At 55.7% G+C, this 17,367-nt stretch carries 11 protein-coding genes; 7 read left to right on the top strand and 4 right to left on the bottom strand.

What is annotated here, in order from left to right; all coding sequences use genetic code 11:
* Nucleotides 1-197: 197 nt before the first annotated feature.
* The 3 genes from asd to AWM79_RS19680 are packed head-to-tail and all read right to left on the bottom strand — an operon-like array spanning nt 198 to nt 3,478.
* The gene (gene asd / locus AWM79_RS19690) at nt 198-1,061 is read right to left on the bottom strand and encodes an archaetidylserine decarboxylase (protein WP_060783588.1); all 864 of its coding nucleotides are present in this window, start codon (nt 1,059-1,061) and stop codon (nt 198-200) included.
* Nucleotides 1,062-1,079: 18 nt separating this feature from the next.
* Nucleotides 1,080-1,895 carry a thiosulfate sulfurtransferase gene (gene rhdA / locus AWM79_RS19685; RefSeq protein WP_060783587.1) on the bottom strand — a complete coding sequence of 272 codons (816 nt, stop codon included), beginning with the start codon at nt 1,893-1,895 and terminating at the stop codon, nt 1,080-1,082.
* A gap of 44 nt (nt 1,896-1,939) precedes the next feature.
* Nucleotides 1,940-3,478, bottom strand: coding sequence for an HDOD domain-containing protein (locus AWM79_RS19680; RefSeq protein ID WP_017133342.1), 1,539 nt, complete (start codon nt 3,476-3,478; stop codon nt 1,940-1,942).
* Nucleotides 3,479-3,688: 210 nt separating this feature from the next.
* On the opposite strand from AWM79_RS19680, the gene motA reads away from it, so the two are divergent.
* On the top strand, nt 3,689-4,540 hold the full coding sequence (gene motA / locus AWM79_RS19675; protein ID WP_017133341.1) for a flagellar motor stator protein MotA: 852 nt from the start codon (nt 3,689-3,691) through the stop codon (nt 4,538-4,540).
* Nucleotides 4,541-4,543: 3 nt separating this feature from the next.
* Complete coding sequence (gene motB, locus AWM79_RS19670) at nt 4,544-5,584, top strand: flagellar motor protein MotB (RefSeq protein ID WP_017133340.1); 1,041 nt, start codon at nt 4,544-4,546, stop codon at nt 5,582-5,584.
* 42 nt (nt 5,585-5,626) lie between these two features.
* On the opposite strand, the gene rsgA is transcribed toward motB, so the two are convergent.
* Entirely contained in the window at nt 5,627-6,658 is a 1,032-nt protein-coding gene (gene rsgA, locus AWM79_RS19665; protein WP_017133339.1) for a small ribosomal subunit biogenesis GTPase RsgA, read from the bottom strand.
* Nucleotides 6,659-6,768: 110 nt separating this feature from the next.
* Here rsgA and orn point away from each other — a divergent pair, with 110 nt between their 5' ends.
* The 5 genes from orn to AWM79_RS19640 all read left to right on the top strand — a co-directional run bounded on the left by orn (nt 6,769) and on the right by AWM79_RS19640 (nt 17,145).
* Nucleotides 6,769-7,311 (top strand): oligoribonuclease, encoded by a 543-nt coding sequence (gene orn, locus AWM79_RS19660; RefSeq protein ID WP_060783586.1) that lies wholly within the window; start codon nt 6,769-6,771, stop codon nt 7,309-7,311.
* 84 nt (nt 7,312-7,395) lie between these two features.
* The gene (locus AWM79_RS19655) at nt 7,396-8,010 is read left to right on the top strand and encodes a trimeric intracellular cation channel family protein (RefSeq protein ID WP_176986863.1); all 615 of its coding nucleotides are present in this window, start codon (nt 7,396-7,398) and stop codon (nt 8,008-8,010) included.
* Between the two features lie 199 nt (nt 8,011-8,209).
* Entirely contained in the window at nt 8,210-12,202 is a 3,993-nt protein-coding gene (locus AWM79_RS19650) for a hypothetical protein (RefSeq protein WP_244159577.1), read from the top strand.
* 41 nt (nt 12,203-12,243) lie between these two features.
* A complete protein-coding gene (locus AWM79_RS19645; RefSeq protein ID WP_060783585.1) occupies nt 12,244-15,276 on the top strand; it encodes a hypothetical protein in 3,033 nt (1,010 codons plus the stop codon).
* 12 nt (nt 15,277-15,288) lie between these two features.
* A complete protein-coding gene (locus AWM79_RS19640; protein WP_060783584.1) occupies nt 15,289-17,145 on the top strand; it encodes a hypothetical protein in 1,857 nt (618 codons plus the stop codon).
* Nucleotides 17,146-17,367 lie beyond the last annotated feature (222 nt).

Raw genomic sequence — 17,367 nt, 5'->3', positions numbered from 1 at the left:
GCCAGCTCCAGCAAAGAAACAACGTGCGCCATCCGTTGGCGGGGTGACCGTAAGATGGTGGCAATATGATGTTGCAACTCTAACAGCAATACGGGGTGAATGCAGCTTCGTCGGGCGGATTGGCATGCGCCCGATTGTCCGCTACGCGCACCCCGTCAGGTGCGAGTTTAGTCGTTCCCGCGAGCTCGTCGAAGTTTTCAGGCGCCTGCCGGCAAGCCCAGCCCCTGGCCCATGGTGACGGGAGAGCCGGCCACCAGGTCTTCGGCCCATTGCACCTGATCGGGACCGAACAGCACGATGGCCGTGGAGCCCAGTTTGAAACGTCCCAACTCCGCACCCTTTTCCAAGTGGATCGGTGCGCGGGCGGCTTCGTCATAACGCACGCTCTTGCGTTCGCGCTTGGGTGGCGTCACCAGTCCGGCCCAGACGGTTTCGATCGAGGCGACGATCATCGCGCCGACCAGCACCACGGCCATCGGGCCACGTTCGGTATCGAACAGACAGACCACACGCTCGTTGCGGGCGAACAGTTCCGGGACGTTTTCGGCGGTGGTCTGGTTGACCGAGAAGATCCGGCCAGGCACGTAGACCATTTCCCGCAAGGTGCCGGCCAGTGGCATGTGTACCCGATGGTAGTCCTTGGGCGACAGGTAGATCGTCGCGAAGTCACCGCCCATGAACGGCGCTGCGACACTGGCATCGCCGCCCAACAGCTCAAGGACGCTGTAGCTGTGGCCCTTGGCCTGGAATACCCGACCATGTTCGATAGGGCCCAGTTGGCTGACGGCACCGTCTGCCGGACAGAGGATCGCTCCCGGCGTCTGGTCCAGGGGCCGTGCTCCTTCCTTCAGGGCACGGGTGAAGAAGGCGTTGAAGTGCTCGTAGGCGGTCAGGTCTTCCACCAGCGCCTGGGACATGTCCACCTGGTAGCGTCTGGCAAACCAGGCGGTGAAGGCATTCTTGAACCAGCGCACGCGGCATTCGGCGATACAGCCGGCCAGGCGCGACAGCAGGTGGTGAGGCAACAGGTACTGGCTGAGGATGAACAAACACTTTTTCATCAGGGGTCCTTGGAAATCTCAAATCTCTACGGGGGTGTCGGGGTGGTTGCCCCATTCGCCCCAGGAGCCGGCATAACCTTTGACGCGCGGATAACCGAGCGCCTTGGCCACCAGATAGGTGAAGCCGGAACGGTGATGGGTCTGGCAGTGGGTGATGACTTCTTTGTCCGGGGTGATCCCCAGGCGATCAAGAATCTCCGGCATGTCCTTGCGGATGCGCAGGTTACGGGTTGGGTCCATGCCGGCGGTCCATTCGAAATTCACCGCGCCAGGGATATGCCCGCCCTTGGCGGCGAGAATTTTTTCGCCGCGATACTCCTGCGGGCTGCGGGCATCCCAGATCGCCAGATCGGCGGCGCCCAGGCGCGATTGCAGGTAGTCGCAGGTAGCGCTCGGCTCGTTGTGCAGGGTCAGGGGCTGCGGGCCGCCGGCTGCCGCCGGGGCGTCGGTGGACAGTGGCAGGCTTTCGGCTAGCCATGATAGGAGGCCGCCGTCGAGGTAGTGGTAGCGGCTGTGGCCGATGACATCCAGCAGCCAGATAAAACGTCCGGCCCAACCGCCGCCCTCATCGTCGTAGACCACGTAGATCGCCTCCGGGTTGTGGCCCAGTTCGCCGAACAGCGCTTCGAGCGCTGCCTTTGGCGGCAATAGTCCCGGTGCCGGCGGCTGGCCCAGTTGGGTGCGTTTGGGGTCGACGAAGCGCGCGCCGGGAATATGCCCGTTGGCATAACGGGCACTGCTGGTCAGGTCCACCAGGATCAGTTCGGGAGTGGTGAGGCGCGGCAACAAGTCGCTGGGCTCAATCACCAGCGGCAAGCCAGAGAAGTCAGGCATGTGAGGTCTCCTGAACGCAAAAGGGGAAGATTGTAGCGCAAGCTTCAGGCTCTGCGGTGGGTAAAGGCCTGCAGCGCCCTCTCGATACACTGTGCGGTTTTACCGAAAGCTTGCACAGTGATTTCCGAGAGCGGCCCGCCTCCCTGGTCGGCCATGATCAGCATGATCACCCGGCCATTGTTGCTCAAAGAGCGCAACAACAAGTGTTCCCCCGCAAACAGGACCCGCAGGTTGCCGGGCAGGAGGGCGGAAAACCGGGCATTGTTGACCGGCGTCAGACGAATCTGTGCCGGTTGGCTGAGCAGGCGCTGCAAAACGATGTGCTGGCCCACCTGGAAGATCAGGTTGGCGGCTTCCTTCGGCAAGCCGGCGATCTGATTGACCCGCAGCGCGCTGTGGCTGCGGTCGGCCATCAGGATCATCGTGCGGCGCATGCCGCAGGCAACCAGTGCGTCGCGGGCCACCGTGGTCAAGTGCATGGCGTTGCTCAAACGCACGGGCTCGGCCAGCAGTTGCGCACAGTGCTGGCGCCAGATGCCCAGCGCCTCGGAGCTGGGGGCTGAGGCCGGTAGCAGGCTGGCATGCACGCGCCGGACATGCCAGGGCCAGATCAGCGCTTGGGCCGGGTGCCAGAGATCCTCCATCGAATGCTGATTGGCACTCTGGGCTGCCTGCTGGTGGATCTGTTGTTGTAAGTGCTCCAGCGGCTGTTGCAGGTAAAGGCTCGACAGGAGCTGCCAGCGCAGGCAGTGCGGGCTGTTCCAGGCCTGCTGCGCCGCGAGGGCCAGGCCGTTGGCCAGCAGGATGGTATTGGCCGGCTGGTTCAGCCAGCGGCGCAGGGCCGGATCGGCATCCAGCCGCTGTTGCTGGCGCAGCCGGTCACTGCTGTCGCGGGCGATATGCAGCACCTTGGCCAGCGTGCGCGGTTCGCTGAGCAGCAACTGATAGCCCTGGCTCACCCAGACCGGCAAGCGCCAGGCATCGGCCAGCCCCTGGCACAACTCCAGCAGGCGGATGCCGAACAATTGCAGTTCGACGCCGGCGGCTGGCTGGTGTTTGTGCAGTACCCGTAACTCCCAGTCCTCGAGTAGCTTCGGGTGAGTCATCGCCAGCGGCCACAGGGGCGCGAGAAACAGCAGGCTGCCCCAATGGATATCCTGCCAGAGTCGCGCCAGGCGTGCGGCGAACAGGCCATTGGCCTGCTGGCTGGCATGCTGGCTGATCAGCTGTATTTGCCGCAGGGCTGCCGGGATGTCCTCCGACGGTCGCGTAGGCAGGCGTTCGAGCAACTCCTCGGTGCGCTTGAGGCCCAGGCGATTGATCGCCACCTCAAGGCTCTCGGCCGGCTCGGTCATGCTGCCATGGGTGTGCTGGTTGGCTTCGCAGATCACGCTCAGCGCCAGCGCGGGGCTGTCCTGCATCAGCTCGGCGATGTCACGCAGCGAACTGTGGCGGTCGCGGATCGCCCGGCAGACGCGGTCGTGACTGTCCAGGGGGACAGGCAAGCATACAGCTTGCAACAGCTTCATCCAGCCTTGCAGGGTGCTTGGCGTTGAGCTGGAGACAGTCGTTTCATTGGCCATAATCGAGCGCGATCATCATCACGGTTAACACGCCCGGAACGGGCCTGGCAGGCGGTGTAACGGCGTCGGCGCGAGGTATTGCGCGGCTTGCTTGCTGATTTTTCGCCTGGACTGGCTATAGTCTGGCGCAGATTCGCCGATAAGGAGAAGAAGAGATTGATTAACTTCCGAATGTGACCTTGAACCCGACTCAGTAAGTGCTCTGACCCTATGGCTAAAATTATCGGCATCATCGTCGTATTCGCGAGCGTACTCGGCGGGTACGTGCTCTCCCATGGCAAGATTGCCGCCCTGATCCAGCCCTTCGAGGTGATGATTATCGGGGGGGCCGCCTTTGGTGCGTTCCTGCAGGCCAACCCCGGCTACATGACCCTGCACGTGGTCAAGAAGTCCCTGGGCATGTTCAGTTCGCGCTTTACCCACACCTTCTATCTCGAGGTGTTGGGGTTGATCTACGAAATTCTCAACAAGAGCCGCCGTGAAGGCATGATGGCGATTGAAGGCGATATTGAAGAAGCCGCTGCCAGCCCGATCTTCGCCAAGTATCCGGCAGTGCTCAAGGACGAGCGTATGACCGCCTACATCTGCGATTACCTGCGCATCATGTCCTCCGGCAACATGGCGCCCCATGAATTGGAAGGGTTGTTCGACATGGAGCTGTTCAGCCTCAAGGAAGAGCTGGAGCATCCTTCCCATGCAGTGAACGGCATCGCCGACGCCATGCCCGGCTTCGGTATCGTCGCGGCGGTACTGGGGATCGTGGTGACCATGGCTTCCCTGGGCGAGGGCGACCAAAAGTCCATCGGCCTGCACGTGGGTGCGGCGCTGGTGGGTACCTTCTTCGGTATTCTCGCGGCGTATGGCTTCTTTGGCCCGCTGGCGACCTCGTTGTCCCATGACGCCAGGGAAGAACTGAATATCTATGAAGCGATCAAGGCGTCCCTGGTGGCCTCGGCCTCCGGCATGCCGCCTTCGCTGGCGGTGGAGTTCGGGCGCAAGGTTCTGTATCCGCAGCACCGTCCCAGCTTCGCCGAGCTGGAACAAGCGGTTCGCGGTCGCTGAGTCATGGAAAACAATCAGCCGATCATTATCAAGCGCGTCAAGCGCTTTGCCGGCAGGCATCATGGCGGTTCCTGGAAAATCGCCTTCGCCGACTTCGCCACGGCGATGATGGCATTCTTCCTAGTGCTGTGGCTGCTGTCCACGGCCACCCCGGAACAGAAGATCGCCATCGCCGGCTATTTCAAGGACCCGATCGGTTTCTCCGAGAGCGGTACGCCCTACATCATTGACCTCGGCGGTTCACCAGTGCTGGCACCGGACCAGACCCTCAACCCAGAGGTCAAGTCCCAGCCGCAACCGGACAAGATCATCGTCGACACCGATCAAGTCGAGAGCATGGCCGAACAGCTGGAAAGGGAGCGCCTGGAGTTGCTGCTACGGGAGCTGCATAAAAAGGTCGACGAGAGCCCGGAACTGCAAAAATTCAAGGAGCAGATCCAGTTCGAGATCACCCCGGACGGCCTGCGCATCCAGATCATGGACGCCGAAAACCGGCCGATGTTCGATTCCGGTAGCGCACGCCTGAAGCCTTACTTCGAAGACATCCTGCTGGCCATGGCCGACACCATCAAGGCGGTACCGAACAAGATCAGCATCAGCGGTCACACCGATGCCAAGCCGTACTCCGGCACGGGCGACTTCGGCAATTGGGAGCTGTCGGCCAGCCGCGCCAATGCTGCCCGTCGTGCCCTGGTGGCGGGTACTTATCCGGACACGCAAGTGGCGCGAGTGGTGGGTTATGCCTCGTCGTCGTTGTTCGACAAAGCCAATCCGCTCAATCCAGTCAACCGTCGCATCGATATCGTGGTGCTGACCAAGAAAGCCCAGAAGGCCATTGAAGGTGAGCAGGGCAGCGATGATGGCAAGCCCGCGCCGGTCCCGACTCCGGGCCAGGGCGCGCCGGGCGAAGTGCCTGTCGACCCGAATGCGCTGCCGGCGGACAAGCAACCGCTGCCCGCCCATGAGGTGCGACAACGGTTGAATATCTTCGAGGACGGAGTGCTGAAAATGGATGAGCCGGGCCAACCCAAGGCCGGCTCATGAGCGAAGCCACAAGAGCGTCCTCCACGAGGTATCGGTAGTCGCTCAGTAGCCTTCTTGCGGCAAGCTGGCAATGATCGAGCGGTAACTATTCATTCGCTGCTGTTGCACGCGGCCATCTTCCAGGGCTTTGAGCAGAGCGCAGCCGGGTTCGCGATCATGTTTACAGTCGCGGAAGCGGCAGGTGCCGATCAGGTCGTTGAACTCGATAAAACCGGCTTCGACGTCGGCGCGGCTGACATGTCCCAGGCCGAATTCGCGAATCCCCGGAGAGTCGATCAGCTCACCGCCTCCTGGGAAATGGAACAACCGCGCGGTGGTGGTGGTATGGGTGCCTTGGCCGGACAGTTCGGAGAGTGGGCCGACGCGGGTGTCCACCTCGGGTAGCAGGCTGTTGACCAGCGAGGATTTGCCGACCCCGGACTGGCCGACGAACACGCTGATGCGCCCGTCCAGTTGGTGTTGCAGTTGTTCCATGCCGTTGCCCTGGTGGGCCGAGACCTCCAGCAAGGGATAACCCAATTGCCGATAGACGGTCAGCAGCGCATTCAGCGCCGCCGCGTTGTGCTCGTCGATCAGGTCGAACTTGTTCAACAGCAGCAACGGTCGGATGCCGGCATGTTCGGCGGCCACCAGATAACGGTCGATCAGGTTGGCATGGGGCTCGGGTAGCGGCGCGAAGACGATGACGATCATGTCGACGTTGGCCGCCACCGGCTTGAGCAGGCCGCGGCTGTCCGGACGCTTGAGTTCGGTGGTGCGCGGCAGTTGCGCGACGATCACGCCGATGCCCTGGTTGCCGGCGCGCCAGACCACCTGGTCGCCGGTCACCAGCGCCGGCAGGTTGGCCCGCAGATGGCAGCGGAACACCTGACCCTTGAGCTCGCCCTCCAACGCCTCGACTTCGACCTGCACGCCGAAGTGAGCGATCACCAGGCCGGTCTGCTCAGCCCCCAGGTCGCCGCCCTCCAACGCTTCTACCGCCTGGGATTCGCGTTTGGCGGCGCGTGCGGCGCGTTCGCCCTGGATCTTTTCGATGCGCCAGTTCTGGCGGCGATTGAGCTGGCGTTTGGCCATGGGTGTTCCGTATCGTTGAATCGGCGGGGAAGGTCGAGCGGTCGCGAGTTTAGCACGCCCGGCAAGCGCGGCCTGCGCTAAACTGTGCGGCTATGTCGAGGAGCCAACTCATGCTAAACCCACAGAACCTGATCTGGATTGACCTGGAGATGACCGGCCTGAATCCGGACACCGACGTCATCATCGAAATGGCGACGATCGTCACCGACAGCAACCTCAACACCCTGGCCGAAGGCCCGGTGATCGCGATCCATCACAGTGATGAAATCCTCGCCGGCATGGATGAGTGGAACACCCGCCAGCACGGCGGTTCGGGCCTGACCCAGCGCGTGCGCGAAAGCCGCATCGGCATGGCCGAGGCCGAGGCGCGGACCATCGCCTTCCTGGAACAGTGGGTGCCCAAGGGCAAGTCGCCGATCTGCGGCAACAGTATCTGCCAGGATCGCCGCTTTCTCGCCCGGCATATGAAGGCCCTGGAAAGCTATTTCCACTACCGCAACCTGGATGTCTCGACTCTCAAGGAGTTGGCCGCCCGCTGGGCACCGGACGTGCGTGACAGCTTCCAGAAGGGCAGCACGCACCTGGCGCTGGACGATATCCGCGAGTCGATCGCCGAGCTGCAGCATTACCGCAAGCACTTCATCAAGTTCTGATCCGCACCGGTGCTTACCGCGCTGCGCTCTTTTGGGGCGCGGCGCAAGCCAGTAGACTGCGGGCCTTCTCCTGCCCGGATCGCCATCATGTTGCTGATGCTTTACCTCGTCGCCATTACCGCCGAAGCCATGACCGGCGCCCTGTCGGCCGGACGCCGTGGCATGGACTGGTTTGGCGTGGTATTGATTGCCTGCGTCACCGCGCTTGGCGGCGGTTCGGTGCGCGATGTGCTGTTGGGGCATTATCCGTTGACCTGGGTCAAGCACCCGGAATACCTGGTGCTGACCTCCGTGGCGGCGTTGGTCACAGTGTGCATCGCGCCGCTGATGCGTCATTTGCGTTCGCTGTTTCTGGTGCTCGACGCCCTGGGTCTGGTGGCTTTTACCCTGATCGGCTGTCTGACCGCCCTGGAAATGGGTCAAGGTATGATGGTGGCTTCGGTCAGCGGAGTGATCACCGGGGTGTTTGGCGGGGTGTTGCGAGATATTTTCTGCAACGATATTCCCTTGGTCTTCCGCCGTGAACTCTATGCCAGCGTGTCTTTTGCCGCCGCTTGGTGTTTCCTGGGATGCACTTATTGGCAACTGCCCAGTGAGCAGGCGGTTTTGATCACCTTGTTCGGTGGTTTTCTGCTACGCCTCCTGGCGATTCGTTTTCACTGGGAAATGCCGAAGTTTGTTTATAATGACGAGGCTTAGTGGGCGTATATATCTACCTTTTTAACTCTCATTGTTGATTCGTTCGGGCAGTATCTGATCAATAAATTCCGTTTTTCTTTTGAAAAGGACAGCGAGTAGCCTTGTGACTCATAAGTAGTAATAAGGATATTACGATGTTGGACTCGATTTTCCCTGATGGCCGCCTTCCATGCATTATTACGCGGGAAGGGGTGATTATATGAATACATTGCTGTTTGACTATGTCGGGAATCGTTATGAAATATCGGGCGATGCATTAGACAGCGACAGTCTTGCCTATCTTGGCGAAATTCAACGGGTCCTGGAAAAATATGAGGTTGTTTTTCCTGAGCTTTATCTGGAAGGTAAAGAAATACGTGCCAACCAACATGCAAAGGCCTACACGCTGGGCACCATTTATACCCAAGGTGCCAATGATCAGCGTATTATTTATCCCTGCTTTCGAGATGATTTTTTATTTGATTTCATTCGAGAAGTACCGTCTTTTTCTCTATGGAATGATCTGGATGGAGAGTTAGCCGCATCTTATGTGAAGCTCAAGTCGAACTTGATAAAGGATGGAACCGTTGACGAGCATCAGGTTAACCTGATGTTGATCCAAGATTTTATTGCCATGGTCAGTCCGGAGGGCGAGAATTTCAGGGCTAAAAAAGCAGAGCTGGATTTTTTGAAAGGCCTGGTCTCCCTCTATCAAGTTGGGGTGGCACAGGCGAAGGTTAGAAGTTTTCAGGGCGTGAGCCTGGTAAGTCCCACGACCGCAGATATCAGGGAGCGGCGCAAGCGTGCTGTCGAACATGCGTTAAATCTTCTGGTAGGTGACGATGTTGCCGATGTCAAACTTTATCAGGTGATTGCACAAAGAAGTCCCGATTCCATTGCGAGCATGTTTTTGATTTCAAAATACTACACGCGATGGAAAGGGCGCATCAATACAAGACAAGAATTTTCCAATTTTTTGCTTTCGAGTAACCTAGGGTCGATGCCACCTGCTCTGTTTGCTGGATTTCATCAATTAAGTGCATTAAGAGCGCGGCGTGTGACACAAATTCTCCTGACACTCCCTAGCGAGGGTTCCCCTGCGTGGCGAACGATGCTGGTCAATATCCATGCCGAGTTTGATCTGTTCAGGCAACGAGCAGTGGGTAACATACTTAGGCCAGGGGGGCGTCACTACCTGGAGTTAGGAGCTGACTACTCAATCAGTAATACTGAGTTAGCCATAAAATACTCTGCCGCAGCGGCACAAGGCGTCGATTTTGATGGGATTGTCAATGTCATGGCTCATGGTCATGATATCGAAAGACGTTTGTCCGGGCATCCTGAAAAAGTTGCAGGGTGGCTATATGACAATATCTTCACCACCTATGGCGTGACGGGGTTCAGAAGATTGAGAGCGATCAATTTTCAATCTTGTTATATTCCTAAGGTACTGGCAATGCACATTACTTGTCTTCTTCTGGAGAAGGCGATAATTTTTTTTGAAAAAGATAAAATCCCTAATGTGATGGTTATTTCCAGTCCCCGGTCGCCGCTGGTATTGACTTCGCAGATGTTGCTCGGTCGCCCTCGATCGAACGCATGGCAAGAGCAGCATTTTGTTTTTCCAGGGCATGTACTCAAGGCCTTCCGGTATCTCATCGATAATTCCTCAGATATTCAAGTGGCAATCAGAGAGGACTTTTATTGGTCCTATGATTCCGCCAGTTCTAACTATCTTTCCTATGTGGACTACTTAAGGAGTACACACGTTTTAGAGGTGGAGCGGCTTTCCGCGTATTCGACAGATGTTTATTATGTCAATAGAGCATCGCTCGACTTTCTCAAGGGATTTACACGAACAAAAATAGATATCCGCAACAGCGCTATGTACCAATGTACTCAGTTGATCAGTGACACGTTCCCCGAGGCGGTTAGCGATATCCGCAAGCTAGTGGCGATTACTTCTATCGGTGCGCCATCAGAGCTGCTTCCGCTCGGCGATGTCGAAACCACCCGCAAAGTGATAGATTTTCTGGCGAGCTTGAAGTCAGCAAGAGATCGCCGCGATTTCCTGGGTGGTTATCAGATTTACAATGAGACAAAAGTAAAAATTCTGATTGACCCCTACGATCCCCATGGACCTGCGAAGATAAAGCATTTCACTGATCTTATCTTCAGACTGTGCAGCTCCTTGGCTCCTAGCAGTGAAGCTCGCTATGAGGCCGCTTATAAAAAACTCTTTCTGCTCGACAAGGAAGACTATCGGGCGATGACCGGCATTGATATCGATTTCGCCGCTCGTCAATTTTTCAAAAATTATCCGTATATACAGTTTGCTCCGGTGGAGTTTCATTCCTTTCAAGGGAGTAGCCCTCGGTCGGACATGATGACAGTGGACGTTGGCCTGCGGCAAAGTCTATTGAGTAGCGAGCAGTTCGGGGTGTCGACACGTGAGCTGAGGGCATTGCTGGAGGGCGGAGACGAAACAAAGATCCTTCCAGCCATGGATCGATTGGAAAGCAGCTTGAGGGAGAAGAAGCCGCTTCTCAACGACTCGCGTTCGCTGAAAAACCTGCAAGAGACCCAGGAAAATCTCGCTCGCACCAAGACCCGTCTCGAAAAAAAACAGCTATCGCCTGTCGTTCTGAAGACTACCGCCCGCGTGGCCGCCGGCTCCAGCCGGCTGCTCGGGGCTTTTGGGGTCTTCGTGGATTTTCGCACCCAGCCCTTCCACCTCGATTTCTCTTCGGTTAAATCCAGCCTGTTCACCACCAGCGATTCGCTGGCGGTGGTCAAGGGGGTCTTTGATTTCACCACTGATGTGGGGCCGGCACTGGCCTTGCGCCTGGCCTCCAGCGCGTCGCGAGCGCTCTGGCAGCCCCGGCTTGATCATCTCTTCTTCAAGCTGAATAAGGTGCTACTGCCCCTGGATGTGCTGTTCACGGCAGTCAGCCTGTATCGCAACGTTGAAGGCGCGCGGTTGGCGAAGACCGTCGAAGAGCAAGCGCTGTATATCACCATGACGGTGATCGATGCGGCTTCGTTCGGTGTGAGCCTGGCGGGATTTATCCTGATCGGTGTACCTGGGGTCGGGGTTGCCCTGATTCTGGTGGGCATGGCCTTGGCAGTGGTGAACATCCTTTTGAATGCCATCGTCAGTCTCTCCCAGTTGGAGAACTACCGCTGGGACGAGAAGGTGGGACTGTTCTTCAGCAATCTGTTCGGTGCTACGACGCTGCCGGGTATTCTGACCCAGCAGCAGATGCGCCAAGCGGCGGATCAGTTGTTCGCCGGCTTGCGGGAAGAGGGCATCGATCTGCTGCTGACGCCGATGATCAATGATGCGGACGACACTGACCAGACCAATCCGCTCAAGGATATCGGTGCGCGCAGCCAGAGCGCCAGCGTCAAGGGTTATACGGTGTCGCCTTTGGGGCTTGGTCCCAATGATCTGAATACCCGGTCGGACGCTAACACTCAGGGAAAAAACCGGCAGGTCTACAGGGGCTGGTACTTGCGTCGCCGAGAGGCCCGCCGGGGGCAGGAGCGCAAGCTGATGGTGACCATGCCGTCCACGCCGAGCACGCGGCTGGAGGTGCTGGATTTCGGTCCGATCCCGACGATCCTGCTGTTCGGCGCCACGCCCCACTTGTTACTAGAGGCCAATCCGTTTGGCTGGGCGGCGGGAGAGTCGCCAGAGGAACAGGCCCTGAATAAATATCAGGTCAAGCTACATGCGCAGACGGCCTATACCCTGCAGTTCAAGAAAAGCGTGATGACGTCAAAGGACTTTGACTCGAACTTTGGCAGTCGCACGGAGCTGGTCGTCCCGCAAGAGGTCTTCCAGAAATTGCCGCAAGTGAGCCTGGACCTATCCGGGCAGGATCGCGAGACGCTGGCGGAACTGGACTTATCTCGGTCCTCGCTGGAGATCGTCAAGTTCAAGGGCAAGAGCACGTTTCGGCTCGACCTGGTGAACACAAATGGCCACAGCCATTGCGCGTTGGAGCAGGTAGTACGGACGGTTCAACTGCCTGCCTATATCCAGTTCAAGAGCGGCGAGACGCACCCGGTGATGGCGGTGGTGGGAGAGGGAACACGGGTTACGTTGAGAAACTCCACAGGCCATTCCCTGCTGTTGCTGAAGCGAGAGGTGCGTCGTTGCGATATCGATCTGCATGCCTCGGTCACGGGTTTTGCGATTTCCGTTTAGTTTTAAATAAAGTTGAAGCACTTTTTAAGGGAATATAAGTGATGAGTGACAGGAAAGTAATAAAAATTACCGGTCATGGAGCCGCGACGGATTCCAGGCTGGATAAAGTCGAGTTGATTCTGACGGATACCTCTCTACGGTACTATGATCTCACCAGCCGACTAGATCCGCGGGTGACTCCCATTAAGAAGCAATCATTTAACGTGGAAGATCGTGATCAAGCCAAGCTGCGGGTGTCTTTGGAAGGCAATTTTTTTGTCAGCGAAGTCAAAGGCAATGAGTTGGTTTTAAGGAAAAACATAGAAAGCAATTTAAAAATTATTCTGCAGAATCAGACTATAACCTTGAACCCTGATCTCTATTATGGAGGTCGGTTATATAACGTTATGGAAATGGATCTGCCGCAGTTGCTTATTCCGGGTAATAACCAGCCGGTTATGTTGGGTAGTGCCGCTAGCCGTTCCTATGACTCGACAGCGCTGGTATTCAATGCAGAAAGAGAGGCGGAGCTTGATCGGTATCCGGGCGATTCCATTGTCAATTACGAGATCAGGCTTGCCCGGTATGACGGGCAACCGACAAACCCAACGGCGGGATATCTGAGTTTTGAGGAAATAAAAAACACCAAATCAAAGGGGTTTGTTATTCTTTCGAGTGCTCCAATGTCTGCTTTTGATTTGAGTTCAATCCAGTTTTCCTATCGTATTACGACGCGCGGAGGCACTCGGATAGATTCCTTGGGGGATGAAAAAAAGGATTTCTTGCAGGTTAGGGTCAGCGCCTCGATCCATCAGCTTATCGATATGAAAGCGATTAACAAAACGCACACCCTCGATTCTTTGGAGATGAAATATCTGTTGAATGGCAGGGACTTGTTCAGGTACTTGAATATAGCTTTTCCTCGATTCAGGGTTTTTTATGAGTCAGGCAGCGAAGTGGCCTATAACAGCGTGCATCATCTTGATCTTTCGACGGCGGCAAAAAAGACAGAGCATGGATTGTTGATCGATATGGCGTCGCTTGCTTCGGTCGATTCTCTTGATAAGAAATCTTTTTTACGTATAAAGGGATTAGTGTACTTTGAGCAGAGGCCCCCAGAAGTCGCTAATTTTTCATATGAGATGCTCGACTCAGACTATAAAACGATGAGCGAGGAACATTACGTTGGTCGCTGCCACTTCAGGCAGGTTGTCGAGGACGCTGCTTCGGCGCGCGTACTCAATCTGGATGTCCGAGGAAATCCCTATTATTTTGAAATGGATATCAAGGATCCATTAAAGGAAGGTCTCTCAAAGCATGGCCCTTCGGTCTGTTATTATCGAGTCCATCTGATTTCTCCTTTCCCCCCGGTCGCCATGGACCAGCTATTTTTTTCCGAGGTTGATTTTTATTTCAACAGAAAATTGACCTTTGCAGATATTGCTCAAGGTTTGGATCTCCCTTATGAGGAGTTGGATATAGCGCCTGTGGTCCAGGAGGCAAAGCTGGAAGAATTTCTTGAGGAGTATGTGCTGGCCTATACGGCTATTCCTTTCTCTTTTGAGCGGATGGCGAAAGATGTGCTTATGCGAGCGGCTTTTCCCCAGGCAGTAGCGAAGCATGTTTCTGTACATGGTTATTCTAGAACGGGAAGAAAGCTGTTCAGTACGCGCTGGTTGGAAAAAGACCAAGTCGAAGAAGATCCCGTTTGGTGGTGTGGAGTTGAAATGCTGGTGCTCTGTATCTGGATGAAAAAAGAGGCCCTTGCGCAAACTCCTTCACCTTATAGCTACCGTGCGGAAAGAGAGTTTGACGGTGGAACCTATGATGCTCCGTACTTCCTGAACGTGGAAGGGAAATTCAATCCTTATACCTACATTCCTTGCCTGAAAGGCAACCATATCTATGAGCTCGATCCGCTTTTCTCCAACACCCTGTATGTGGGGCAGGGGCGCAGCCGAGTTCAAGGCCGAGGTTCAGCCAACACGATTTACCTGATGTGGGATTCTCACACCGTCTTTGATTTCGCCGCGCAAGAAGACTTCCAGAAGAGGCTGGCGCCCTCCCGCCTGAAACTCATGGGGGTCGAGTTGGAGAGCGTCGTGATCCAGGTTCCGGGGCCGGAGGATGAGCGCTGGGGGAGTATCGTTCTGGAGTGGGCGCTGTTGGTTGATCCGGAAAAGGAACTGGCAGCAACCGAGGATCCTGCGGTTCTGGCCAGATTGAGGGGCAGTCGGGCATCGCTCAAAGAAGGGTCATTGACGCTGGTCAATTTCTTGAAAGAGCCGATTGGCGAGTTTCTTGAAATCGAGATAAGGGGGCGTCTTTATGCCTTGGAAGTATCACCTAACGACGGCAAGATTTATTGGCGGCGACAAGTTGATCTCAGCCGTGAAACGTTGGGTGAGAAAACAGTGCTTCGGCGCTGGAGCGACAAGACCGAATACGTATTGCGAAACAGCATTTTAGGCAAACCCAATACGCCTGTTTATCCCAGCGACGACGGCCTGGATATCCTGATCGCTCGTGGAGAGGTGGCCTATCTGCATGGCGGCAAGCATGAGACTCAACTGGTCGGCAATCTGCCCGAGAACTTTTTTTACCTCGATCAGGGTGGCGCCGACAGTGTGATCGCCAACGGTTATAGAAACACCATTGAGATTTCCAGCGCGTTGGGTGGAGACAAGGTCCTCTTCCTGTCGACTAAAAAGGAGGCAACCCATTTCATCTCTGCTTCCGGCATCAGTTTCAGAACGGCTCAAATACAGGACGACGACCTGTTCTTTTTCCTGGAAGCCGAGACCTACCTGCTGACGATCTGCCTGAAGGGCGTCGTAGCGTGGCCGCGCTCCGCGCAAAGCCGAGTCAGGCTATTGCTTGAGGAGGGGACCTTCAGCGCCGATCAGTTGATTGATTCTCTGCGATGGTTGGCGTTGAGTCATCGAGAAGAAGCTTACCGGTATCAATCTGCCTTGCCGGAGCCGGCCCTGCAACAAGGGTTTACTCAATTGGCCGATAGAGTAGCCAAGGATGAACACTCGAGGGGCTATCTGAAAGATCAGATCAAACAATATGACGTTGTCGAAAAAGAATAAGGAGAGTCCCTGATGTCTGTGCAAGCCAAGCTATTGGAGATGAATGAAAGTCGTTATAAAGTGGCGTGTCCTTTTTATGGAGAAAAGGACTATACGTTCACGTTTGAATTTGCGGCGGTCAACGCCGTCTGGCAGGTACATGATGCCGATTCCGCCAGTCTTGTCGCCAAGCCGAATATCTGGATGGGCGAAGAGAAAGAAGATCATTATACCGTTGAGCAGCGGCAAGGAGCGACGGGTGAACGGGTGTTTGCTTATCGGCTAGGCCGCAGTTTTACCCTGGTCTGCCTGAACGATCAGTTGTACCTAATGCTTAGAATCTGGGAAGAAAATAAAGAGGGAGAGGTTTCATCGGCAAGTCGACGCAATAAAAGCGCGGTTAAAGTCGCCACTCGAATGGTTTCAGGAAAAACCGAGCCGCTGATTTTCTCCCACCAGGATCCCTGTGTCATCAAGTTGGAAACACAGGCCGGTCTCTCGACGATCAAAGTCTGGAATACAAAAAAAACCGGGGAGGCGCCTTATATTCTGGGTGATTTCGGTGATGCGTTCAAAGATTTCTTCTCCGGCTTCGGCGAGTTCCAGTTCAATACGATTCCGCTGGACATAAAAAATGCCCAGCACTCCTTGCGTATGGAGAGAGTGGCGGCCTGGGTGGGCAACACTCGGCCAGAGAGCGAGGGGAATTTCAGAGATTACCTGGAGGAAAGAAAAGCGCTGTTGAAGTGCTTTGGGTATCGACAACTCCCCCTTGAGCGATTAAGCGCTCATTACCCGCTACTGAAGAACAGATGGGGGACGCTCGATAACAGTCTGTTTTACTCCGTGGAAAGCGCTGACTTCTCCATCGAGGCGGATCGAGGGCTCTGCTTTGATGCCTTCAGGAATAAATGTTCTATTTCTTTGACGCCCTCGGCAGATCGAGGTGTCTCCAGTGCTTTCATGTTGGATGTGAGGCTAAAAGACCCACGGTCAGTCGAAATCCAGACGGTGGCTTCGTTGATTAACACATGGAGTCAGTCAGAAACTGTTTTCTCAAGGCGAAAGTACGGGTTTGATTTAAAAAAAATCGTTGAGGATGTGGAGCGTTTCGATCCGGCTGAACCCTTTGTGGCCGGCGCGCATTATAAAGATCCAAACCTCGCAGTCGTCATTAAGAGCAGCACATTGGCGAGTAGCCTCGCGAATTTTATCGGGCAGTTGAGTGCGTCCGATTTTGCCCTCGAAGGGCAGTTGAAGGACACAATGAATCAGCTTCAGTTCAAACTGAACGAGGATAAAAAAATACTCTACACCCGTCGCACGGATATTGGTGTTCTCACCTGTAAAACCTCCGCACCCGAGAGCAGTACCGTGTTCTCCGTGCAGATTTTAAGGCAAATGAGGTCAGGCTCGGCGGATGGAGACCCGAGTTATGAGGAGAAGATGGTTTTCAACGACCATCAGGGGCACGAGCGTGGGGCCATAGACTTGAAGGGGTTTCCCTGTTTCCTGCTGCTCTGCCTGAGTGACGATCGAAAGGCGTTCAATTTGTTTGCGGCACGGACCGACAGCGATCTTTGTACCGGGTTGGAAGCTTCTTTGACTTATGCGATGTCTCCCTCCACCGATCAAGCGACATCTAGAAAAGATCAAACCATCGATGAAGTCATTCTGACGCTTGGCCGGGGAACAGGAGCGGGGAATGGCCCGATGATCTCGATCAAGGATTTGAGTCTTTGGCGCAGCGCCTTGTGGCGACGTGAGGGCTTGCTGACAGCGGGGGAGAGGATTGACAGGGACTATAATGTAAAAACATTGGCCCATCTGAGTTTTTCTGGCTCGCTCGGTTCTCTGATCGAACAATATGAAAAATCTTCGAAGTTCTAGTGGCCTGTACGGTGAGTTCGTTAGCTCAAGTTCGGATGCCATAAGTCCCTGGCCAAGGCGCTGTGACGAGTCATAGCCGGGCTATGGCGAGGAACAGCAACGCAGGCCAGGGATTTAGGGCGCCGAAATGGACTCATAGAACTCACCACACGAGCCACTAGGTGGGCGTATGCAATGCTTATTGTTTGACTACAGCCTGAATCAATATGAGATACCAGGCTT

This window comes from Pseudomonas agarici, assembly GCF_001543125.1.
In the GTDB taxonomy this organism is placed as follows: domain Bacteria; phylum Pseudomonadota; class Gammaproteobacteria; order Pseudomonadales; family Pseudomonadaceae; genus Aquipseudomonas; species Aquipseudomonas agarici.
This window is presented reverse-complemented; position numbering and strand designations above follow the sequence as displayed.

What these genes read in the sequence shown, in the direction of transcription:
- asd (WP_060783588.1), bottom strand. Translation starts at nt 1,061, where the DNA reads ATGAAAAAGTGTTTGTTCATCCTCAGCCAGTACCTGTTGCCTCACCAC.
- rhdA (WP_060783587.1), bottom strand. Translation starts at nt 1,895, where the DNA reads ATGCCTGACTTCTCTGGCTTGCCGCTGGTGATTGAGCCCAGCGACTTG.
- AWM79_RS19680 (WP_017133342.1), bottom strand. Translation starts at nt 3,478, where the DNA reads ATGGCCAATGAAACGACTGTCTCCAGCTCAACGCCAAGCACCCTGCAA.
- motA (WP_017133341.1), top strand. Translation starts at nt 3,689, where the DNA reads ATGGCTAAAATTATCGGCATCATCGTCGTATTCGCGAGCGTACTCGGC.
- motB (WP_017133340.1), top strand. Translation starts at nt 4,544, where the DNA reads ATGGAAAACAATCAGCCGATCATTATCAAGCGCGTCAAGCGCTTTGCC.
- rsgA (WP_017133339.1), bottom strand. Translation starts at nt 6,658, where the DNA reads ATGGCCAAACGCCAGCTCAATCGCCGCCAGAACTGGCGCATCGAAAAG.
- orn (WP_060783586.1), top strand. Translation starts at nt 6,769, where the DNA reads ATGCTAAACCCACAGAACCTGATCTGGATTGACCTGGAGATGACCGGC.
- AWM79_RS19650 (WP_244159577.1), top strand. Translation starts at nt 8,210, where the DNA reads ATGAATACATTGCTGTTTGACTATGTCGGGAATCGTTATGAAATATCG.
- AWM79_RS19645 (WP_060783585.1), top strand. Translation starts at nt 12,244, where the DNA reads ATGAGTGACAGGAAAGTAATAAAAATTACCGGTCATGGAGCCGCGACG.
- AWM79_RS19640 (WP_060783584.1), top strand. Translation starts at nt 15,289, where the DNA reads ATGTCTGTGCAAGCCAAGCTATTGGAGATGAATGAAAGTCGTTATAAA.